Origin of the sequence: Planktotalea frisia, from assembly GCF_001890925.1 — a bacterium.
GTDB lineage: Bacteria > Pseudomonadota > Alphaproteobacteria > Rhodobacterales > Rhodobacteraceae > Planktotalea > Planktotalea frisia.
The window spans coordinates 22,278-43,588 of sequence record NZ_MLCB01000073.1 but is presented as its reverse complement, the minus strand read 5'-3'; the positions used below and the strand labels follow the sequence as shown (position 1 = coordinate 43,588).

Here is a 21,311-nt window from a genome sequence, read left to right as displayed (position 1 = left end):
GTTCAAATGCCTACTGAGCTGCTTTCTCAGTTGCCATAAGATCGGTCAGATAACCATGCAGATCGTCACGTAAGTCTTCACGAGACAGACCAAACGCCACAGTCGCCTGCAAGAAACCCGACTTCGACCCGCAGTCAAACCGCTGCCCGCGGAAGCGGTACCCGTAAACGCCACGATCCGTACCGATCTCTTGGTCAATCGCATCAGTCAGTTGGATTTCACCGCCCGCGCCAGATTTGATCTTATTGAGGTTTTTAAGAACATGTGGTGACAGAATATAGCGGCCAATGACGGCCAAGTTGGACGGCTCTGTGCCCGGCGCTGGCTTTTCAACCATGCCTTTGACGGAGACCATCGAGCCCATGTCTTCCTTCACATCCAAGATACCATAGGACGAGGCCTTTGAAGGCGGAACTTCCATCGCTGCAACCATGTTGCCACCGACGTCTTCATACGCTTCGACCATTTGCTGCAAGCACGGCTTTTCCGCCGCGATCACATCGTCTGGCAGGATCACCGCAAATGGCTCATTGCCGATCAAACGACGTGCACACCAAACTGCGTGACCAAGGCCCAGCGCTTTGTGCTGACGCATGTAAGCGATCGCGCCACTGTCCATGTTTGTGGACTTCAAAATTTCGAGCAGATCATCTTTGCCCTTTTTACGCAGCTCGTTCTCAAGCTGGGGCGAGTGATCAAAGTAATCCTCAAGCGCGCCTTTTCCGCGAGACGTCACAAAGATGAACTCTTTGATCCCTGCTGCGCGCGCCTCATCAATTGCGTATTGGATCAACGGACGATCCACGAGGGTCATAATTTCTTTCGGAACCGATTTTGTCGCAGGCAAAAACCGCGTGCCGAGGCCCGCGACCGGAAAGATTGCCTTTGTTACTTTGTTACGCATCACATTGCCCCTGTGTTCAAACCACTTAACGTCTCGACTCGGCTCTAGGTACGAAATGGGCCCAAAACATGTCTATTAATCGAAATTTGATGGCATTGTTTCCAAAATCGTCGCTTTACACTTTTGGCGGGAAATCGCGCAGCTTTGCAAGTCGCTTCAACTCTTGCGCGACCCTTTGCTTTTGCGTCACCCCTAAAACGTGTGCGCCCGCACGAACACTGCGCCCAAAGAGACCGCCAGTCTGTTCCCAAACACCCTCTTTCGTGAATCGCACCTTGTGAGGGCGCAGAGTGGGCGAAAATATGAAAAGCGAAGTGCGCGTGCCGTTTCTAACAGTTTCCATGGCCATCTGTCTCAACGCTTTGCGCTTGAACCATGACCCCTCGACAATCACATGCTGCCCTTTGAAACGCTGAGTTAAAGGTTTGAACCCGTCGCGCGCCAAAGGAATAGTGGACAAGGTGCTTATTGCGCGCTGCGAACCTACTTCGACACCCTTATCAAAACTGCCCATCAAGCGCCTAACATCTCGCGGCTCCAACAAGCCCGCCATCATATGGCGCAGGGCCCTTACCCTTTGCTCTTTGCGCGCCTTGGCAAATGTCACTTTATGTTGGGTGTTCGGCGCAAACTTACGCAAATAAACCGCAAGACTCGCCCCAATCTCGGTCAAGTCAGTTGGAACACGATCCTGACGTCGCGTTGCACTCGCCTTGTACCCATGATGAACTTGCGCAAGCGGTGCGATTGCTGTGCGATGAACTTCTTGCATCATGCGATAGTTCAGGTCGGTCTCATCCAAATAAAAACGATAAGCCGGATCAAACCCACCCATCTGCGCAATCACATCACGGCGCACTCACATCACGGCGCACTGCCATGTTGGTGCCCTCCGTCTTGATCGCGCGTCCATTCGTAGGTGTTAGGATGCTGATCTTATCCTCAGAAACGTCGAGCGGGGTGGCATCTCCAAAACAATCCACGCTGCGCGCTTTCCATTGAAAACTAATCCCGTTGCGTCCACGCACAAATCCGCCTGCGACGGCAACTTCAGGTTCGCTAAATCCAGCGGTTAGATAACGTAGCCACGTCGGTTCCGGCACAGCGTCATCATCTATGAAAGCAACGATTTCGCCTGCTGCCTCTGAGATCCCAAGATTGCGCGCTTTGGAGATATTAGCCTCTTCAAACGTTACCGTTTTCAGTTCATCAAAAAATGGCAAACCCCGTGCAGCCTCTAGCCCGGCTTCGTCAGCGACCAAAACAACTTCAAAGAGCGGAAAATCGAGCTGAGAAACCCCCAACAAACACAGCGGTAGATCAGCAGCGCGGCCTCTGCTCACAACAATGACAGAGACCGAAGGGGCGCTCATTCAATCCCCATCTCCTGCATCATCCGCTCAATCACAGGGACATCTTCGGGGTTATTCAATTCCCAAAACTGACGGCCCTTTGGCTGCACTTCCACACAGCGCACCGTGCCGCCCTGCTCCATAAAGCGTAGCTGCTCTAAACCTTCTAACTGCTCCAGAGGACCCACAGGCCAGTCCGGATAAGCCTTGAGCGCTGCAGGTCGATACGCGTAGACGCCCACGTGGTGAAACACAGGGGTTCTTGCCTCGTTCGGGTAGGTGTCCGACGTAAATGGAACCACCTCTTTGCTGAAATACATCGCGCGCATGTTCACATCAAACACCGCCGTCGTACCCCCGACGCGCCCAGCCTTGCGATCCGCAAGAAAACCATTCAAAGCCCGTCCGTCACAGCGCAAAACAGGCGTCGCAATGTCCGCCGCTGGCGTCGCGCGCATCGCCTCGATCAAATCCTCAACGAACCAAGCAGGGGTCAGCGGCGCATCACCCTGTAGATTCACTACGATCTCCGCATCGCTGCCCAGAACATCATAGGCAGACGCGCATCGCTCTGTGCCATTGGCACAACTCTCCGGCGTCATGACAACATCCGCGCCAAACGCCTCTGCCGCGTGTTTGATCCGATCATCATCCGTCGCCACAACAACACGGTCTACGCCTTTGACAGCGCTCGCCGCCTCCCAAGCACGTTGAATAAGCGATCGCGATTGCCCGCTCGCCCCCTTTAATTCTGCAAGCGGCTTTGCAGGATAACGCACTGACGCGTAACGCGCAGGAATAACAATCAGAACAGACACTTACGCTTCTTTCAGTTCAACATCAGGGGAATAGGCAATGAAGAACGGGTTGGCGAAATCATCTTTGCCATAGGTTAGCTCTTCATGGTTATCAAAGCACACAACGCGCCCACCAGCCCCCGTCAAAACAGCATGCCCCGCAGCCGTGTCCCACTCCATTGTGCGCCCGACCCGCGGGTAAATATCTGCTTCACCCGTTGCAATTAGGCAGAACTTCAAGGACGAACCCGCGCTCTTCATATCGCGCACCTTGTATTTGTTGATGTAGTCATCCGTCGCCTGATCGCGGTGCGATTTGGACGCAACAACGTAGAGCGCTTTGTTATCAGGCTTGCTCACTGCGATGATATTTTGCTGACCAATCACATCTGGATGCAATGGCCCCGTCTCTTCGATCGATTGCCCATCTGCGCGCGTGTAGAACATCCGCTTTTTCGCAGGCGCATAAACAACACCACGCGTTGGGACACCATTCTCCACATAAGCAATATTCACGGTGAAATCGCCGCGACGGTGAATGAACTCCTTTGTGCCGTCCAAAGGATCAACGATCAGGAACGTATCGCCCTTTGCAGTGTGCGACTCGGATTGCTCTTCCGTCACGAGCATCACATCCGGAAACACCGCGCGCAAACCTTCAGAAATCAACGCATCCGCTGCTTCGTCCGCTGCTGTCACGGGGCTATCGTCAGACTTGGATTTAACGTCAAAGTCGTCTTGACCATAGATGTCCATAATCACATCGCCCGCGGCCAAGGCCAAACGGCGCATGCTCTCTTCGAGTTGTTTATAGTCCATCTGCCTAATCCTTGCCTGAATTCATCTGTATTGTTGATAAAATATACATGTCTCTTATTATAGTAAGGGACGGGGACGGCAATAAACATCAATCAATTCGTCCCATATCAGGCAGAGTACACATGTTTCAGGTCCGAAAGCGGGAAACGACATTCAGGAAAGTTCTGACTTTCTGTGATCTCGTCTACCACAACATCGTTCGCACGATCCGTAAAACGCATGGCAATGCGTTGATGAGTATCGTGATGAACCTGATGCAGATGATCATCTTCGTTCTGGCGTTTTATTTCATGTTCTCTATCCTTGGCCTGCGCGGTGCGGTTCTACGTGGCGATTTCATGGTCTACATCATGACAGGCATCTTCCTGTTCATGACCCACATTAAAACCGTTGGCGCCGTCGCAGGCTCTGAGGGCCCCGCTTCGCCAATGATGAAGCACGCACCGATGAACACATCGATTTCCATCGCTGCCACTGCTCTCACGCAACTCTACATTCAGATGTTGTCGCTCTTTGTGATCATGTTCGCCTACCACGTGCTTGTGACCCCATTTGAAATACAGAACGTGACAGGCGTGATGTTCATGATCCTCTTGGCATGGTTCACGGCTGTTGCCGTTGGTCTCGTCTTTCTCGCAATCAAACCTTGGTCGCCCGGCCTGTCATCCTTGCTCTCTGACGATCTACCAGCGTGCCAACATGATCGCATCGGGCAAAATGTTCGTTGCCAACACACTGAGCCCACAACTGCTTGCCATGTTCGACTGGAATCCTCTGTTTCACTGCATCGATCAGTCGCGCGGCTACGCCTTCGTCAATTACGCGCCGCGCAATTCTTCATGGGAGTACGCATTTTATGTGGGCCTCATATTCCTCATGATTGGCATGATGGGCGAATTCTACACCCGCAAACACGCCTCCGCGAGCTGGAGCGCGCGTCAGTAAAACGTGCTTCATCTTTCTAAATAAACTTCAGGGGGCGCCCAGCGCGGGGGCTGGCCCCCTCCCAATCTCAATCAACAACCCTGAGGGTGAGGTTCAAACGCCCCCCTTTGGACAACAGACGCGACGACCCGAACCTGATTTTATCAACCCCATGATATGTCAAACGCGCTTCCCCCCCCATGACCACAACATCACCTGAGCTCAGCCAGATCGATTCCGTTGATCCAACGCGCTCCAAGCCACCAATGCGAAACAAGCCGTCATCCCCAAGAGACACTGACACCACCGGCTCTGAAAAATCGCTCTCGTCTCGGTCTTGATGCAAACCCATGCGCGCAGTCTCGCCGTAAAAGTTCATCAAGCAACATTCAGGCGCACGATCAGACCCGCTCACGCGCTGCCAAATATCCAGAACTTCACTAGGAATATCTGGCCAAGCCATCCCCTCAGGATGCTTTTCAGAATACCGATACCCGGAACGATCAGAGACCCAGCCGTACTTCCCCGCTGAGGTCATCTTGACGCGCATCGGCTTGCCGTATGGGGTCATTGGCGAAAACAGCGGCGCAGCTTTTGCCACCTCGCGCACAGCTGCGACCAAGGCTTGCTGCGCCTCAAGATCAAGCAAACCCTTATAAATCTCGAAACCGCGTAAACTCAGCTTTTCCAAGGCTCGGTTAACTCCTTATTCACCCTAAACGCAAAAAATTCGCAGCTTCTGTGCAAATTCTCCAAATGAGTGACGCACAATCCTTGCAGCACCCATACACGCTCCTTATATACCGCTCGAACGTTGAACTGCACCACCGCAGATCAGCTAACCAATCGGGGCGCAGATGCCGTAACGGGTTTGCGTCTCGTGACATCGCCTTGACCAAAAAAAGGGATCGAAAACATGGCCAAAGTAATTGGTATTGACCTTGGAACAACAAACAGCTGCGTTTCTATCATGGACGGCTCTCAGCCACGCGTGATTGAAAATGCTGAAGGCGCGCGCACAACGCCGTCTATCGTAGCTTTCACAGATGACGAGCGCCTTGTAGGCCAGCCGGCAAAACGCCAGGCCGTCACAAACCCCGATAATACAGTATTCGGCGTAAAGCGCTTGATCGGTCGTCGTTTTAACGATGAGCACCTCGCGAAAGACATGAAAAACCTGCCCTTCTCCGTTGTGAGCGGTGGCAATGGTGACGCATGGGTCGAAGCAAAGGGTGAAAAGTACTCCCCGAGCCAGATTTCCGCGTTCATTCTCGGCAAAATGAAAGAGACAGCAGAGAGCTATCTCGGCGAAGACGTGACGCAAGCGGTTATCACTGTTCCTGCGTACTTCAACGACGCACAGCGCCAAGCGACGAAAGACGCGGGCAAGATCGCGGGCCTCGAAGTGCTGCGCATCATCAACGAGCCAACAGCTGCGGCGCTTGCTTATGGTCTCGACAAAGAAGAAACACAGACAATCGCGGTTTATGACCTCGGTGGTGGTACGTTCGACGTGACGATCCTCGAGATCGACGACGGCCTATTCGAAGTGAAATCCACCAACGGTGACACATTCCTTGGTGGTGAAGACTTTGACATGCGCATCGTCAACTACCTCGCGGATCAGTTCAAGAAAGAGAACGGCGTTGATCTGACCAAAGACAAGATGGCTCTTCAGCGTTTGAAAGAAGCAGCTGAAAAGGCAAAGATCGAACTCTCCTCTGCGAACCAGACAGAGATCAACCAGCCGTTTATTTCCATGGACCCAAAAGGCGGTCAGCCGCTGCACATGGTCCTGAAACTGACGCGCGCGAAGCTCGAAAGCCTCGTTTCCGATCTGATCAAAGCCTCTATCAAGCCTTGCCAAGCAGCGCTTAAGGATGCGGGTCTGTCCACGTCCGACATCGACGAAATCGTCCTTGTTGGTGGTATGACACGTATGCCGCGCGTTGTTGAGGAAGTGACAAAGTTCTTCGGCAAAGAGCCACATAAGGGTGTGAACCCTGATGAGGTTGTTGCGATGGGCGCGGCCATTCAGGCTGGTGTTCTTCAAGGCGACGTCAAAGACGTTGTTCTTTTGGACGTTACACCGTTGTCCTTAGGCATCGAAACGCTCGGTGGCGTGTTCACACGTTTGATCGACCGCAACACGACGATCCCGACGAAGAAGTCTCAGATCTTCTCGACTGCGGAAGACAACCAGAACGCCGTGACGATCCGTGTGTTCCAGGGCGAGCGTGAAATGGCGAGCGACAACAAAATGCTCGGTCAGTTCAACCTCGAGAGCATCCCACCCGCGCCACGCGGTCTGCCACAGATCGAAGTGACGTTTGATATCGACGCAAACGGCATCGTTGCTGTTGGCGCGATGGACAAGGGCACGGGCAAAGAGCAAAAGATCACGATCCAAGCCTCTGGCGGTCTGTCTGACGAAGACATCGATAAGATGGTTAAGGACGCGGAAGAGAACGCGGAAGCGGACAAAGAGCGCCGCGATCTTATCGAAGCGAAGAACCAGGCGGAAAGCCTCATCCACTCGACTGAAAAGTCCATGGAAGAGCATGCCGACAAGGTTGATCCAACGACCATCGAAGCGATTGAGCTGGCGATTGCCGCGCTCAACGACGATCTGGAAACCGAGAATGCAGACAAGATCAAGTCTGGCATCCAGAACGTCACAGAAGCAGCCATGAAGCTTGGCGAAGCCATCTACAAATCCGCTCAGGATGAAACAGATGACGAGCCGATGGCAGCGGACGCTGGCCCCGAGGATGACGACATCGTTGATGCCGACTTCGAAGATCTGAACGACGACAAAAAACGCGGGTAAGGCACGCTAGTTGCGTGATCACACCCTAAAGGGCCGGCCTGTTTAACCGGGTCGGCCCAATGCGTTTCCTCAAAGGGGGAGTGTTATGTCAAAACGAGACTATTACGATGTTCTAGGCATCGCCAAAGGTGCGTCTGCAGACGAGATCAAAAAAGGCTATCGCAAGAAAGCCAAAGAGCTCCATCCAGACCGCAATGCGGATAATCCCAAAGCCGAAGAGCAATTCAAAGAGGCCAATGAGGCCCACGAAGTTCTGAAGGATCCTGAAAAGAAAGCTGCGTATGACCGCTACGGTCACGCTGCATTTGAGGGTGGCATGGGCGGCGGTGGCGGTCGCCCCGGCGGCGGCGGTCAGGGAGATTTCTCATCCGCCTTTTCAGACGTCTTTGATGATCTATTCGGCGACTTCATGGGTGGCGGTCAACGCGGCGGCGGTGGTCGCAATCGTGCAGCGCGCGGCTCTGATCTGCGCTTCAACATGCGCGTCACGCTCGAAGAATCGTTCAGCGGCTTACAAAAGACGATCAACGTTCCAACTGCTGTGAATTGCACGAGCTGCGAAGGCACTGGTGCAGACGGTGGCGCTGAGCCGACAAATTGCCCGACCTGTTCAGGTATGGGTAAAGTGCGTGCGCAGCAGGGATTTTTCACGGTCGAACGCACATGTCCGACCTGTTCAGGCATGGGTCAGATCATCAAGAACCCGTGCAAATCCTGCTCTGGTCAAGGCCGTGTTGAGAAAGAACGCGCGCTCAGCGTGAACATTCCAGCCGGTGTTGAGACGGGCACACGTATTCGCCTTTCCGGCGAAGGCGAAGCAGGCATGCGCGGGGGTCCATCTGGTGATCTCTACATCTTTATCGAAGTGTCCAAACACAAGCTGTTTGAACGTGAAGGCGTGAACTTGTTCTGCAATGTTCCTGTGTCCATGGCCTCAGCGGCGCTGGGTGGCGATATAGAAGTGCCTACGATTGATGGTGGTCGTTCACGTGTGAAGATCCCAGCGGGTAGCCAGTCCGGTCGTCAGATGCGTCTACGCAGCAAGGGCATGCCTGCCCTGCGTGGTGGTGGCGCTGGCGATATGTTCATTGAACTTGCCGTGGAAACCCCTGTGAACCTGACAAGCCGTCAGAAAGAATTGTTGAAAGAGTTTGAAGACCTCTCTGAGGACAACAACCCTGAAAGCAAAACCTTCTTTTCTTCGGTGAAATCCTTCTGGGATGGCATGAAGGGCTAAACGCCTTCACATGAAAATATTAGCCCGACCAGCCATGCTGCGTCGGGCTTTTTGTTGAACTGGGATAAGCGTTAATTAAAAATTTATCGAATCGGTTGATCACTGTTGTTATGAGTATGCAACACACACAGTTCACCGATATCGCCGCCCCAGCATTCAACCCGCGTCTTGCGGATGAGAAGGCGCGCAAACGCCTTGGGCTTTATGACACCAAGCTACGCGATCATCATGTCGCTTTGCGTGGGCGTTTCCAAAATCACGGTGCGGAACACCTAAGCGATGCCGAGATGCTCGAACTTTTGCTCCTCCACGCCTCGCCACGCAAGGACACGCGACCCACTGCGAAGAAAGTCCTGTCAGAATTCGGTGATATTGCAAGCGTGCTTGCAGCGGATACAGCACGCCTCGAAGCGCTCATCGGCGTCAGCGCGACCCAAGATTTGAAACTGGTGTTCAGCGCATCAAAGCGCTTGGCGAAAGCGCGTATCGCGCATCGCCCTTTGATCTCTAGCTGGGATGCTGTGCTTACCTATTGTCGCACAGCTCTTGCGCATAAAGAGACCGAAGAATTTCATGTGCTCTACCTTGATCGCCGTAATATGTTGATCGCGGATGAAGTGATGGGCGTTGGCACTGTAGATCATGTCCCCGTCTATCCCCGTGAAGTCCTCAAGCGCGCGCTAGAATTGAATTCCTGTGCGATTATCCTCGTCCATAACCACCCCTCTGGTGATCCAAACCCATCGCCCAGCGATATAGAAATGACGAAGCTCATCAAACAAGCCGCAGACAGCCTATCTATCACGCTTCACGATCATCTGATTATCGGAGCAAGTGGCGAAACCAGCTTTGTCAGCGAAGGCCTGCTTTAGCGCACCCACACCTCAACGCGACGGTTCACTTGTCTCCCCCAAGCGCTGTCGTCACACGCCATGGGCAACGCTTCGCCAAAGGCTTCGACCGAAATATTAAGCGTGTCGAGATCAACTGTTTCCGCTGCTTTTTTCACGGCGGCCAAAACAGTATTTGCGCGTCTCAAAGCAATCCGCTTGTTGCCGTCAGCAGGCCCTTGCCCGTCGCTAAACCCAACGAAAGTGACTGAGCGTTCGTCATAGACACCTGTCTCAATCGCGCGGGCAAGCTGTTGCACGTTGGACAGAGATTGAGCATCTAGCGCGCTAGAACCAGCGCGAAAACGAAACGACGTGCTCAGACGCTTCATCGGTGAAAGAACAGTGACCAAGCGCTTAAGATCGGCCAAAACGATCTCTGTGCCGATCAGCGAAATCGCATTCGCAAAGCGATCGCCTTGTTGGTTGATCGATAGCTCTTCTGGCGCTTGATCCACGAAACCTGCGCGACGAATAACGATTTGAGCAGAAGGGGAGCGCGTGAATGTCAAAAACTCGCGCGCCAACTGCGGCAAACGGCGCGCCGGAATATAGAGAAACATAGGGGCAGTCAGTGGATAATCTTCGGTCTTGATCGTGACGCGACCCGCCCGCAGGGAAAACCCACAGGTGCCTGTCAGCACCAAAACATCCGCGTTTCCGGTCTCTGAATAACTCGAAATGCCAATCGCAAACGGATCTTCTGTCACAGCTTGCGTAAGTGCCTTGTTCGTCGCGTGTCGAATAATGTTACTGTCCAGAACCAATGCAGCCGGCCCCATCAAGCGATCCTGAACCGCTTGCGACAGACCTGATTTAGGGTCGCGCAAGTGCACAGAAATTGGCGCATCAGGTCCGCCCAGATCTTTCCAGTTCGTCACGCGGCCTGCGAAAACCCGCGCGAGCGTGGCTGGTGAAATAGCATCCACAGGATTGCCCGGCGCGGTGATTGGCACCATCGCATCCAGCGCAAGCACGCGGCTGCGGTTCGGACCGCGCAAATCGCCAAGCCCCGCTTCATTCGCGCGACGGTTTTCAGTCAATCGAATTTCACGCAGCGACATCACAATATCCGCTTCATCCGCGAGCAAATCCGCAAAACCTTCATCCGTGTTGGTCACACGAAAGATGAATTTTCCAACAAGTGCCTCGTCTTTTTTGTTGCGCAGGTTGTAAATGAAATGGGTCGGATCAATAATTTCTCGCTTAGCGACATAGCCATTGCGCAACGCGAAACCCTCGATCAACGCTGGCATCAAGACTTCGCCAATCGTGGCAGAACCAGAAATCGATAGTTCAGCTACATAGTTTTGAAGATCAGGACAGGCAGGGCCAGCACAGTTCACGCCTGTGCCATCCACCGTCAACTCGCCATAAATCGTCTCGACGCGATAGAAGTCGCCATCAAAACCGAGCAAGGTTCCGTTGACTTCAACTGAGCCATCCGGCGACGTCAAAGTCACATCTTGCGCCGCGAGCGGAGCCACCAGTACCCAAACAAAAAATGCGGCGAGGCTCGCCGCACATTGCATCATCATCAATCAACAGCCCCGAAGTGTCGCGCGCTTAGTTACGCGCGACTTTCAAGTCTTGTATCAGGTTTTGCAACACCAGAAAATCACCAACCGCATCGCAGCCAGGAATTGGCAAGGACAAGTCCTGAACCTTCATCTTGCCAGCGCGGCTAACCTCAAGGGTTTGCGCTTCGATGCGAAGCCCACAATTGGCAATTGTTACGTTTGCATCAACAGACACATGCACATCGCCCTGCGCCTGTGAGGTGTTTGTCGGGAATGTATAGACCTCTGCAACAAGGGCTTCGCCCTGCGCTTTGTCACCCAAAACTGTGATAAATCCGCCAAGACCTTGCTCGGCGTGCTCGATCGTGCGCTCTGACTTGACGTTCACATGCCCGTCTTCACGAAAGTTCGCGCCAAATTCGAAAGCATTGATGTGCAAATTGCTCTTGGCTTTTGACTGCACAACCATGCGATCATAGTCAGCGAGCGATGGCACTTTCGCGTTCGCAAGCGCGCCCTCACCATTGGCAAACGCAACGATGATCACCGCATTTTCTGACAACGCAGGGATGCTTAGATCAAGGTTACCATCACGGTCTGTCGCATGGGTAAACATCATTCCATTGTGGTGGAACGTAACACGTTCATTCGGATAGCAGTCTGCTTTGAGCGAAACATCAACCATCGCAGCTGCGGACGGCACAGCGTTCATGGAGATGTCACATAGGGAAGCAGGACCAGCAATCTCAGGCTCTTCGATCTCAGCTGCGCTGGTGGTCTTCAAGGCGATGTCGCCAAGCGCGGCAGTTCTTACAACTGGCTCGTCGATCTCTTGCGCAGGCGCTTCAATTGCTTCGGCAACACTCTCGGACATGGGTTTCGTCGTAGGTTTCGTCGCAACAGCTTCGCTGACAATCGGTTTGGACGTCGCGGAGGTCAGCTTGATATCCGTCACTTCCATTGGATCGCTTTGAGTACCTGAAATGTCAGGTACGGGCGCACCCGCGTAGCGCGCTTTTGCAGATTCACCGTTCTGCATAACAAAGCCGATGGCACCCGCTGTCGCGAGCACGCCGCCAGCCATTACGATTCTTTTGATGTCCATTTTCTCGCCCTCCGAGGGGATAACCGTTCGGAGGACTAATCGCCCTCAATCAGGGCGAGAATGGGACGACGGCAAGGACTCTTTCAGGCCGCACGTCCAAGTTGTGCCTTTATTCAAATTAGACAATCTTACCGTGGCAATGCTTGAACTTCTTACCAGAACCGCATGGGCAAGGGTCGTTTCGACCAGGATTGCCCCATGTAGAGCTGTCATTCTCATCAAAGCCCTCAACTTCTGGCTCAGGCGCTTGCGACGCTTCAGAAGACGCTTCAGACGCCGCATCTTGCAAAGCTTCTTGCTGTGCTTGGAACTCAGCTACCATTTGCGCTTGCTCTTCGTCCGTCATCGGACGCACTTGACCAAGCTTTTGCGTCACTTCTGTGCGCAAACCATCAAGCATGCTCTCAAACAGCTGGAAGCTTTCGTTCTTGTACTCATTCAGCGGATCTCGCTGCGCGTAGCCACGGAACCCCACGACAGAGCGAAGATGCTCAAGCGTCACAAGGTGCTCACGCCATTTGCCATCGATCGTTTGCAGCAACATCTGCTTTTCGATCTGGCGCATGTTTTCAGGACCAAAGGCCGCAACCTTTTGCGCCATCGCCTCGTCTGCCGCCTTTTCTAGACGCTCACGGATCACATCGTCATCCGCGCCCTCTTCGACGCCCCATTCCTGAACGGGAACATCAATGTTAATCGCTTCCGCAATCGCGCCGTGCAGACCTTCCATGTCCCACTGATCCGCGTAGGATTTTGGCGGCATGTACTGATCAATCAAGTCATCAATCACCTGATACCGCATGTCCTGCGTGATTTCGGACACATCCTTGGATTCCATGATCTCACGACGCTGCGCAAAGATCACTTTACGCTGATCGTTCATCACATCGTCAAACTTCAAAAGCTGCTTACGAATGTCAAAGTTACGCCCTTCAACCTTCGCCTGCGCGCGCTCTAGGGATTTGTTCACCCAAGGGTGCACAATTGCTTCGCCCTCTTTCATGCCAAGCGTGTTCAGTACTTTGTCCAAACGCTCCGAGCCAAAGATGCGCATCAGATCATCATCCAGCGACAAGAAGAACGCAGAGCGACCCGGATCACCCTGACGACCGGAACGGCCACGCAACTGGTTGTCGATACGGCGGCTCTCGTGACGCTCGGTCGCGATGATATAAAGACCACCTGCATCAAGCACTTTTTGACGCCAAACCTGATGCTCGTCCTCGATGCGCTTGCGCACCGCTTCTGGATCAGCGTCTGGCTCTGCAGCGAGGGCTTCAAGGACCTTCAACTCGACGTTGCCGCCAAGCTGAATGTCGGTACCACGACCCGCCATGTTCGTCGCTATTGTGATCGCACCAAGTTTGCCAGCGTCACCAACAATCTGCGCTTCTTGCTCGTGCTGACGCGCGTTCAGAACATTATGCTCCAAACCAGCTTCTTTCAGCATGTTGGAGAGGAATTCAGACTTATCAATAGACGTCGTACCCACAAGGCAAGGCTGACCCTTTTCTTGCGCTTCCTTTACGACGTTTACAATTTCTTCGTATTTCTCTTTCGCGGTACGGAACACTTGGTCGTGCTCATCAACTCGCGCGATAGGACGGTTCGTTGGAACCTCGACCACGCCAAGACCGTAAATCTCAGCGAATTCTTCCGCCTCTGTCATCGCTGTACCGGTCATGCCAGACAGCTTGTTATACAGGCGGAAATAGTTCTGGAAAGTCACAGAAGCGAGCGTGACGTTTTCTGGCTGAATTGGGCAGCCTTCCTTCGCTTCAATCGCTTGGTGCAGACCATCAGACAAACGACGACCGCTCATCATACGACCAGTGAACTCATCGATCAAAACAACTTCGCCATCGCGCACGATATACTCTTTGTCTTTCTCAAACAGCTTATGGGCACGCAAACCTTGGTTTACGTGGTGCACAAGTGTCGTGCTTTCAGGATCGTAAAGCGTCGCGCCTTCCTCAAGCATACCTTTCTCGAGAAGCAGGTTCTCAAGAAACTCGTTGCCTTCTTCCGTGTAGGACACGTTGCGGGTTTTCTCGTCGAGCTCGTAGTGCTCTTCCGTCAGCTCGGGAATGATCAAGTCCATCGCCATATAAAGCTCAGAACGATCCGCCGCAGGACCAGAGATAATAAGCGGTGTACGCGCCTCGTCGATCAGGATCGAATCTACCTCGTCCACAATCGCAAAGTTATGATCGCGCTGATACATCTGGGACAACTCGGACTTCATGTTGTCGCGCAGATAGTCAAAGCCAAGCTCGTTGTTCGTGGCATAAGTCACGTCACAGGCGTAGGCCGCTTTCTTTTCAGCGTCGTCCTGGTTTGGATAAATCACACCCGTTGTCAGACCCAAAGCGCCAAACACTTTGCTCATCCATTCCGCGTCACGTTTCGCGAGGTAGTCGTTCACCGTAACAACGTGCACGCCTTTACCCGTCAACGCGTTCAAATACGCAGGCAGGGTCGCCACAAGGGTTTTACCCTCGCCTGTTTTCATTTCCGAAATATTGCCCTGATGCAGAAAAATGCCACCCATCAACTGCGTATCAAACGCGCGCAAACCAAGCGCGCGACGCGCACCTTCGCGGCAATTAGCGAACGCTTCTGGCAGAAGGTCATCAAGGCTTTCGCCACCAATCGCGCGCTTTTTCAGCTCTTCGGTCTTTTCGATCAGACCCGCGTCAGTGAGTTTTTCGAACTCCGGCTCCAGCGCATTGATCTTCTCGACCAGTGGGCGCGTGGCCTTCACTTTGCGATCATTCGGCGTTCCGAAGATCTTTTTGGTGATTTTTCCGAGTCCTAGCATCTGCGCTCATCCATTCTTGACGTCTTTGTGCTCAGGCTCGACTTGCTCGCCCTGCAACCAACCCATAGATAAAGGGGTGAAAGACGGCCTGAACCATGGCTTAAAATCGATGTAGTGGTCGGGTATCCCAGTGTCAACGGCGCGCACGAAAGCGGCCAAAAACAAGGAAAAAACGATGTTAAAGCGCACTTCATTTTTGGCCACAGTTGCTGCGACAACACTGCTTGCACTGCCTTTGTCCGCTGAAACCGGCGCAGATCAAGTTATCGCGACTGTGAACGGAACAGATATCACGATGGGTCACATGATCGTGGTGCGCTCTAGCTTGCCTGATCAATACCGTGATTTGCCTGATGAAGTTTTGTTCAAAGGCATCTTGGATCAGGTCATCCAGCAGACTGTTCTCGCCGAGCAAGAGGGTGACAACATCCCGAACCGCGTGCGTCTCGCGCTTGAAAATGAACAACGCGCGATGATGGCAGCCGAGCACATGGATAAAATGCTCGCGGGCGCTGTGACGGAAGAAGCCGTCAAAGCCGTTTACGACGAAACCTACGGTGGCGCTGCGCCAGAAAAAGAATTCGACGCCTCACATATTCTGGTCGAGACCGAAGAAGAAGCGAAAGCGCTTGTGAGTGAACTAGAAGGCGGCGCTGATTTCGCGGAGCTGGCCAAGGTCAAATCAACAGGCCCCTCCGGCCCTCGTGGTGGTGCATTGGGTTGGTTTGGCACAGGCCAGATGGTCCCAGCCTTTGAAAATGCTGTGAAAGACATGGAAGCGGGTGCAATCTCTGCTCCTGTCCAGACGCAGTTTGGCTGGCACGTGATCAAGCTCAATGAAACTCGCACCAAGGACGCTCCAAAAGTCGAAGACGTGCGCGAAGAGCTAGAGCAGCAAGTCCGCATGAACGTCGTGGATGCCTACATTGAGAAGTTGACCGCCGCTGCGACCGTTTCTAGAACAGCGATGGACAAGATTGATACGTCAAATCTCAAAGACCTCACTCTACTGGAGAAGTAAATTATGGCAGGCACGCCGCCCCGCTCCCCGCTCGCGCCGGAGCAGTTTCCAAATTTGCCGCGAATTGGCGGCGTGTCTTTTTCCGCTGTTGCTGCGGGCGTAAAGTATCAAGGGCGCACCGATGTGATGCTCGCGCAGATCGCGCCTGGTAGTTCTATCGCCGGAGTCTTTACCAAGTCCTCCACACGCGCCGCGCCTGTCCTCGATTGTCAGGCGAAGATTGGCGGCGATAGCGACGCAGGTGCTGCGGTCATTGTGAACTCTGGCAACGCCAACGCTTTCACTGGCAAGAACGGGATTGAAGCGACACGCGCTGTCACAAATGCAGTTGCAAGTGCGCTCGATCTCCCTGAAACGCGCGTGTTTTCTTCCTCCACTGGCGTCATTGGCGAACCTCTCGCGCATGATCGGATCACCGCGAAGATAGTCGAGCTGCAAGCGACACTAGATGAGGACGCCATTGAAGCCGCCGCCGAAGCGATCCGCACGACTGACACCTTCGCCAAGGGTGCTGGTGCAGAGATTAATTTACACGGCAGCAAAGTCTCCATCGCAGGGATTGCCAAAGGGTCTGGCATGATCGCGCCTGATATGGCGACGATGCTCGTCTACATCTTTACCGATGCCCAAATCGAACGCGCTGACTTGCAAGCGATGGTATCCGAACTCAACGAAGTGACCTTCAATTCCATCACCGTGGACAGTGACACATCTACCTCTGACTCTCTCTTGATCGCCGCAACAGGCGCGAGCGGTGTCGATGTAACAAACAACGCCGACTTCAAAACGGCACTCCACGGCGTGATGAAAGACCTCGCCTTGCAAGTAGTGCGCGACGGTGAGGGCGCAACAAAACTCGTTGAAATCCAAGTGACGGGCGCTTTGAATGACGCAGAGGCACGCACGCATGGCCTGTCCATTGCGAACTCCCCGCTCGTGAAAACGGCCATCGCTGGCGAAGATCCCAACTGGGGCCGTATTGTCATGGCGATTGGTAAATCCGGTGCCACTGCAGATCGCGATTTGCTGAGCATCCGTTTCGGCGATGTGCGCGTCGCTGATAAAGGGTGGGTTTGCCCTGATTACCACGAAGATGACGGTGCCACGTACATGAAGCAGTCCAACCTTGTAATCGGCGTTGATCTTGGCATCGGTTCTGGCAAGAGCACTGTTTGGACCTGCGATCTCACCCATGGCTACATCACCATCAACGCGGACTATCGTTCATGAAAACTGTTCTTGTTAGCGCCGTTGCGCTCATCGATGTGGATGGCCGTGTGCTTTTGGGTCAACGACCTGAGGGCAAATCAATGGCCGGTCTCTGGGAATTTCCCGGTGGCAAGGTTGAAGAGGGCGAAACACCCGAAGCCGCGCTAATCCGTGAGCTGCAAGAAGAGCTGGGCATCGACACATGGGCAAGCTGTCTGGCGCCATTAACCTTTGCGAGCCACAGCTACGATGACTTCCATCTATTGATGCCACTGTTTGCTTGTCGCAAATGGGATGGTATTCCGCAATCGCGTGAGAATCAGGCACTTAAATGGGTCCATGCCCGCGATTTAAGCAAATATCCTATGCCAGAAGCCGATATTCCGCTGATTCCAATCCTTCGGGATTGGCTCTAGCCGGGGAAACTTCTGAACAAAGTGTCACATTTGATAAAATTGTTATGGAAATGTTAACAATTATGTGACAGCATGATTTTGCAATATCGCATGTTCCGGTACTGCACCGGTTTCTTGGGGGAGAAGACCATGCTTCGTACAATTATTATGGGAACTTGTGTTCAAGTTCAGGGTGCCTTCGTTCGCGCGCTTAGCGATGGACGGATTGTTGTGTCTGTTGGGGATCGCAACTTCGCTGGTCAACCCATCTCCGCTGTCGCGTAAGCAGCGATTTTTCTAATCTTCACGTAAAAAGAAGGGGCCCAAGCAATCGCTAGAGCCCCTTTTTCTATGTCATGGTTGCAAGAGCTTACTCAAGCGTACGCTCAACAGACTCGCGCTCAAAGATCTCGATAACATCGTCTGGACGAATGTCTTCGTAGTTCTCAAACGCCATGCCACATTCCTGACCAGACTGCACTTCAGCAACCTCATCCTTGAAACGCTTCAGCGTCTTAAGCGTGCCTTCGTGGATAACAACGTTATCGCGCAGCAAACGCACACCCGCAGAACGTCGCGCGACACCTTCGGTCACGAGACAGCCTGCAACTTTGCCAATGCCAGTCACCTTGAACACCTCTTTGATGTTTGCGTAACCGATAAAGTTCTCACGAATTTCCGCAGACAACAGACCAGAGGCCGCCGCTTTCACGTCATCAACCAGATCGTAGATGATCGAATAATAACGAATTTCGACACCCTTCTGATTGGCCGTGTTACGCGCAGATGTATTCGCACGCACGTTAAAGCCCATGATCGGCGCGCCAGATGCTTCAGCCAAACCAATGTCGCTTTCCGTAATCGCGCCAACACCAGAGTGCAGAACGCGAACACGGACTTCATCGTTTCCGATTTTCGCCATCGCCTGAACAATCGCTTCCGCAGAACCCTGAACGTCAGCCTTAACGAGAATAGGCATCTCAGAGACGGTCTCATCCGCTTTCGCGTTTGCCATCAACTGCTCTAGCGTCGTCGCAGCACCAGCTGCCGCACGTTTGTCTTTCGCTGCTTTCTCACGATACTCGGCGATTTCACGCGCCTGTGCATCCGTATCAACAACGTTCAAAACGTCGCCCGCTTCCGGTGTACCATTGAGGCCAAGAACCTCGACAGGAACCGAAGGACCGGCTTCTTTGACGCGCTCACCGTGATCATTGATCAACGCACGCACTTTACCATGCTGTTCACCGACAACAAAGATGTCGCCGACGCGCAAAGTACCGGTCTGGATAAGAACCGTCGCGACAGGGCCACGACCTACGTCTAGTTGAGCCTCGATCACGGCACCAACAGCGGCGCGATCTGGGTTGGCTTTGAGTTCCAGAATTTCGGACTGGAGTGCAATCGCTTCAAGCAGTGTATCAAGACCTTGACCCGTGATTGCAGAGACTTCGACGTCCTGCACTTCACCAGACATCTTCTCGACGATCACTTCGTGCTGGAGCAAGTCAGTCCGCACTTTGTCAGGGTTCGCACCCGGCTTGTCGATCTTGTTGATCGCAACGATCATCGGAACGCCCGCCGCTTTCGCGTGGTTAATCGCTTCAACCGTTTGCGGCATCACAGCATCATCCGCCGCAACCACCAGAACAACAATATCCGTCACCTGAGCACCACGTGAGCGCATCGACGTAAACGCAGCGTGACCCGGAGTATCAAGGAAGCTGAGAACAGCGCCCGTATCCGTCGTCACCTGATACGCACCGATGTGCTGCGTAATACCGCCAGCTTCGCCAGCGACAACTTTCGCACTACGGATCGCATCAAGAAGCGATGTTTTACCGTGGTCAACGTGGCCCATGATCGTGATAATCGGTGGACGGCTCTGAAGGTCTTTTTCTTCATCAAGGATTTCCATGATGACATCTTCGACGTCCGCATCAGAAACACGCACAACCTTGTGGCCAAACTCTTCGATGATCAGCTCGGCTGTATCCGCGTCGATCGTTTCGTTCTGTGTGACCATCATGCCGTTGTTCATCAACGCCTTCACGACTGCGCCGGTCTTTTCAGCCATACGTGCGGCCAACTCAGAGACGACAATCGCAGGAGGCAACTGAACGTCGCGGATGATCTTTTCACGCTCAACCGTGCCACCCATCGCCTTTTGACGCGCGCGCTCTTGCTTACGCTTCATGGCTGCCATGGATTTATGACGACCACCGCCGCCACCAAGCGCTTGGTTCAATGTCAGCTTGCCAGAACGACGTCCGTCATTGGCACCCGCTTGCTTGCGTGTATCGCGCTGATCGCGTTCACGGTCTGCTTTACGTGGCGCAGCGGTTGGCGCTGGCTTGTTCGGAGCTGGGCGCGATGCTGGCGCTGGCTTGTCCGCGGCAGGTGCCGCAGCAACACGTGCTGCATCTTCCGCTGCTTTCTTCGCTTCGGCTTCCGCTTCGGCTTTTGCCTTGGAACGTTCAGCGCGCTCAAGCTCTTCTTTTTCTTTCGCTTCAATCTCGGCACGGCGGCGGTCGCGATCTTCTGCGCGCGCTTTTTCTTCTGCCTCACGGCGTGCCGCGTCTTCGACTTCGCGTGCTTTCGCAGCTTGGACCGCTTTTAGACGGCGCTCCATTTCCACATCGGTGATACCCGCCGGACGCTTGGCAGGGTTTGCACTCACCGTTGCACCGCTCGCCACAGGCTTAGGCGCACCAGGCTTGGGCACAACAATACGCTTGCGCTTGGTTTCCACCACTACATTCTTCGTGCGGCCGTGGCTGAAGCTTTGCTTTACATTAGAGGGACGCGAGCCGGTGCCGCGCAGTCCCAATGTCTTTTTGCCGTCGTTATCGCTCATTTAGCTGTCTTTTCCTTTCGGACGGCCCCTGCCGTCGCTACTTCTCGTATCTCTTTTAATCTTTGGGCTTCCTCTACTACACGAGAGGTGAGTCCGCCAGAGCTTAGCGCGCCATGTATCACAGTCTGTCGCCCAAAGGCCAATCCAAGCTCATCTGCTGTTAACCAACCGATGAAACTGCCGTAGTGTGGCGTGCTTAATTTCGACTTGCCGCGCTCTGATCCGTCACTAGCCTGAATTAGCACTTCTGCTTCTTCATTCATCAGCCAGCTTTTAACTTTTTCGTAACCCGCAACCGCGCCGCCGCCTTTACGTGCAAGGCTGATCAATTCAACCAGGCGTCGCGTTACTTGCTTCTCGACTTCTGCCACCAGATCATCCGGCACTTTGACCGGCATCTTGGCGCTTCTTGCGAATAAATTCTTGCTTGCTGCCTTTTCAAGGGCTGCTCTGTTCGCAGACACCCATATACCACGTCCAGGCAGCTTTCCCAAGATATCGGGAACAATCTGCGCATCTGGCCCAACAACAAAGCGGATCATGCTCGACATAGGAAGGGTATCCTGTGTCGCAATGCACTTGCGCTCTGGTCCGTTGGACCGATCTTTTTCTGTGCCGCCGCGCGTCACT

General features: G+C 53.6%; 18 protein-coding genes and 1 pseudogene. 8 read left to right on the top strand and 11 right to left on the bottom strand.

Annotated elements, in window-relative coordinates; translation table 11 throughout:
• Window positions 1-10: 10 nt before the first annotated feature.
• The 5 genes from galU to cysQ form a co-directional block, all read right to left on the bottom strand.
• Window positions 11-904 carry a UTP--glucose-1-phosphate uridylyltransferase GalU gene (gene galU / locus PFRI_RS04280; RefSeq protein ID WP_072629501.1) on the bottom strand — a complete coding sequence of 298 codons (894 nt, stop codon included), beginning with the start codon at window positions 902-904 and terminating at the stop codon, window positions 11-13.
• A 115-nt stretch (window positions 905-1,019) separates the two neighbouring features.
• Window positions 1,020-1,763 (bottom strand): glycosyltransferase family 2 protein, encoded by a 744-nt coding sequence (locus tag PFRI_RS21625; protein WP_245812256.1) that lies wholly within the window; start codon window positions 1,761-1,763, stop codon window positions 1,020-1,022.
• Complete coding sequence (locus PFRI_RS21620) at window positions 1,753-2,277, bottom strand: glycosyltransferase family 2 protein (protein ID WP_245812254.1); 525 nt, start codon at window positions 2,275-2,277, stop codon at window positions 1,753-1,755. The genes PFRI_RS21625 and PFRI_RS21620 overlap by 11 nt, the downstream gene beginning before the upstream one ends.
• Window positions 2,274-3,074, bottom strand: a complete 801-nt coding sequence (locus PFRI_RS04270) for a 3-deoxy-manno-octulosonate cytidylyltransferase (protein ID WP_072629500.1) — start codon at window positions 3,072-3,074, stop codon at window positions 2,274-2,276. Before PFRI_RS04270 ends, PFRI_RS21620 begins: the two co-directional genes overlap by 4 nt.
• Window positions 3,075-3,872: a 3'(2'),5'-bisphosphate nucleotidase CysQ gene (cysQ, locus tag PFRI_RS04265; protein ID WP_072629499.1), complete on the bottom strand. Its 798-nt coding sequence runs from the start codon at window positions 3,870-3,872 to the stop codon at window positions 3,075-3,077.
• A 122-nt stretch (window positions 3,873-3,994) separates the two neighbouring features.
• Between cysQ and PFRI_RS04260 the strand changes: the two are divergent.
• Window positions 3,995-4,817 (top strand): annotated as a pseudogene (locus PFRI_RS04260) (ABC transporter permease).
• 67 nt (window positions 4,818-4,884) lie between these two features.
• On the opposite strand, the gene PFRI_RS04255 reads toward PFRI_RS04260, so the two are convergent.
• Window positions 4,885-5,487 (bottom strand): alpha-ketoglutarate-dependent dioxygenase AlkB family protein, encoded by a 603-nt coding sequence (locus PFRI_RS04255; RefSeq protein ID WP_072629498.1) that lies wholly within the window; start codon window positions 5,485-5,487, stop codon window positions 4,885-4,887.
• 225 nt (window positions 5,488-5,712) lie between these two features.
• On the opposite strand from PFRI_RS04255, the gene dnaK reads away from it, so the two are divergent.
• The 3 genes from dnaK to radC all read left to right on the top strand — a co-directional run bounded on the left by dnaK (window position 5,713) and on the right by radC (window position 9,735).
• Window positions 5,713-7,626, top strand: a complete 1,914-nt coding sequence (dnaK, locus tag PFRI_RS04250; protein WP_072629497.1) for a molecular chaperone DnaK — start codon at window positions 5,713-5,715, stop codon at window positions 7,624-7,626.
• A gap of 85 nt (window positions 7,627-7,711) precedes the next feature.
• Entirely contained in the window at window positions 7,712-8,863 is a 1,152-nt protein-coding gene (gene dnaJ / locus PFRI_RS04245) for a molecular chaperone DnaJ (RefSeq protein ID WP_072629496.1), read from the top strand.
• A gap of 116 nt (window positions 8,864-8,979) precedes the next feature.
• Window positions 8,980-9,735 (top strand): RadC family protein, encoded by a 756-nt coding sequence (radC, locus tag PFRI_RS04240; protein WP_245812252.1) that lies wholly within the window; start codon window positions 8,980-8,982, stop codon window positions 9,733-9,735.
• Here radC and PFRI_RS04235 read toward each other — a convergent pair.
• The 3 genes from PFRI_RS04235 to secA all read right to left on the bottom strand — a co-directional run bounded on the left by PFRI_RS04235 (window position 9,732) and on the right by secA (window position 15,199).
• Entirely contained in the window at window positions 9,732-11,285 is a 1,554-nt protein-coding gene (locus PFRI_RS04235) for a phosphate ABC transporter substrate-binding/OmpA family protein (RefSeq protein ID WP_175549226.1), read from the bottom strand. The genes radC and PFRI_RS04235 overlap by 4 nt on opposite strands.
• A gap of 34 nt (window positions 11,286-11,319) precedes the next feature.
• Entirely contained in the window at window positions 11,320-12,378 is a 1,059-nt protein-coding gene (locus tag PFRI_RS04230) for a hypothetical protein (RefSeq protein WP_072629494.1), read from the bottom strand.
• Window positions 12,379-12,496: 118 nt separating this feature from the next.
• Window positions 12,497-15,199, bottom strand: a complete 2,703-nt coding sequence (secA, locus tag PFRI_RS04225; protein ID WP_072629493.1) for a preprotein translocase subunit SecA — start codon at window positions 15,197-15,199, stop codon at window positions 12,497-12,499.
• A gap of 175 nt (window positions 15,200-15,374) precedes the next feature.
• On the opposite strand from secA, the gene PFRI_RS04215 reads away from it, so the two are divergent.
• From PFRI_RS04215 to PFRI_RS21805, 4 genes are all read left to right on the top strand, one after another.
• The gene (locus PFRI_RS04215; RefSeq protein ID WP_072629491.1) at window positions 15,375-16,220 is read left to right on the top strand and encodes a peptidylprolyl isomerase; all 846 of its coding nucleotides are present in this window, start codon (window positions 15,375-15,377) and stop codon (window positions 16,218-16,220) included.
• 3 nt (window positions 16,221-16,223) lie between these two features.
• A complete protein-coding gene (gene argJ, locus PFRI_RS04210) occupies window positions 16,224-17,450 on the top strand; it encodes a bifunctional glutamate N-acetyltransferase/amino-acid acetyltransferase ArgJ (protein WP_072629490.1) in 1,227 nt (408 codons plus the stop codon).
• A complete protein-coding gene (locus PFRI_RS04205) occupies window positions 17,447-17,845 on the top strand; it encodes a (deoxy)nucleoside triphosphate pyrophosphohydrolase (protein WP_072629489.1) in 399 nt (132 codons plus the stop codon). Before argJ ends, PFRI_RS04205 begins: the two co-directional genes overlap by 4 nt.
• 129 nt (window positions 17,846-17,974) lie before the next feature.
• Window positions 17,975-18,109 (top strand): hypothetical protein, encoded by a 135-nt coding sequence (locus PFRI_RS21805; RefSeq protein WP_281249308.1) that lies wholly within the window; start codon window positions 17,975-17,977, stop codon window positions 18,107-18,109.
• An 85-nt stretch (window positions 18,110-18,194) separates the two neighbouring features.
• On the opposite strand, the gene infB is transcribed toward PFRI_RS21805, so the two are convergent.
• Complete coding sequence (gene infB, locus PFRI_RS04200) at window positions 18,195-20,681, bottom strand: translation initiation factor IF-2 (RefSeq protein WP_072629488.1); 2,487 nt, start codon at window positions 20,679-20,681, stop codon at window positions 18,195-18,197.
• Window positions 20,678-21,310, bottom strand: coding sequence for an RNA-binding protein (locus PFRI_RS04195; protein ID WP_072629487.1), 633 nt, complete (start codon window positions 21,308-21,310; stop codon window positions 20,678-20,680). Before PFRI_RS04195 ends, infB begins: the two co-directional genes overlap by 4 nt.
• Between the last annotated feature and the right edge of the window lies 1 nt (window position 21,311).

Excerpts from the sequence above, each read along its gene's own strand:
- galU (WP_072629501.1), bottom strand. The coding sequence starts at position 904 with ATGCGTAACAAAGTAACAAAGGCAATCTTTCCGGTCGCGGGCCTCGGC.
- PFRI_RS21620 (WP_245812254.1), bottom strand. The coding sequence starts at position 2,277 with ATGAGCGCCCCTTCGGTCTCTGTCATTGTTGTGAGCAGAGGCCGCGCT.
- cysQ (WP_072629499.1), bottom strand. The coding sequence starts at position 3,872 with ATGGACTATAAACAACTCGAAGAGAGCATGCGCCGTTTGGCCTTGGCC.
- dnaK (WP_072629497.1), top strand. The coding sequence starts at position 5,713 with ATGGCCAAAGTAATTGGTATTGACCTTGGAACAACAAACAGCTGCGTT.
- dnaJ (WP_072629496.1), top strand. The coding sequence starts at position 7,712 with ATGTCAAAACGAGACTATTACGATGTTCTAGGCATCGCCAAAGGTGCG.
- radC (WP_245812252.1), top strand. The coding sequence starts at position 8,980 with ATGCAACACACACAGTTCACCGATATCGCCGCCCCAGCATTCAACCCG.
- PFRI_RS04235 (WP_175549226.1), bottom strand. The coding sequence starts at position 11,285 with ATGCAATGTGCGGCGAGCCTCGCCGCATTTTTTGTTTGGGTACTGGTG.
- PFRI_RS04230 (WP_072629494.1), bottom strand. The coding sequence starts at position 12,378 with ATGGACATCAAAAGAATCGTAATGGCTGGCGGCGTGCTCGCGACAGCG.
- secA (WP_072629493.1), bottom strand. The coding sequence starts at position 15,199 with ATGCTAGGACTCGGAAAAATCACCAAAAAGATCTTCGGAACGCCGAAT.
- PFRI_RS04215 (WP_072629491.1), top strand. The coding sequence starts at position 15,375 with ATGTTAAAGCGCACTTCATTTTTGGCCACAGTTGCTGCGACAACACTG.
- argJ (WP_072629490.1), top strand. The coding sequence starts at position 16,224 with ATGGCAGGCACGCCGCCCCGCTCCCCGCTCGCGCCGGAGCAGTTTCCA.
- PFRI_RS04205 (WP_072629489.1), top strand. The coding sequence starts at position 17,447 with ATGAAAACTGTTCTTGTTAGCGCCGTTGCGCTCATCGATGTGGATGGC.
- PFRI_RS21805 (WP_281249308.1), top strand. The coding sequence starts at position 17,975 with ATGCTTCGTACAATTATTATGGGAACTTGTGTTCAAGTTCAGGGTGCC.
- infB (WP_072629488.1), bottom strand. The coding sequence starts at position 20,681 with ATGAGCGATAACGACGGCAAAAAGACATTGGGACTGCGCGGCACCGGC.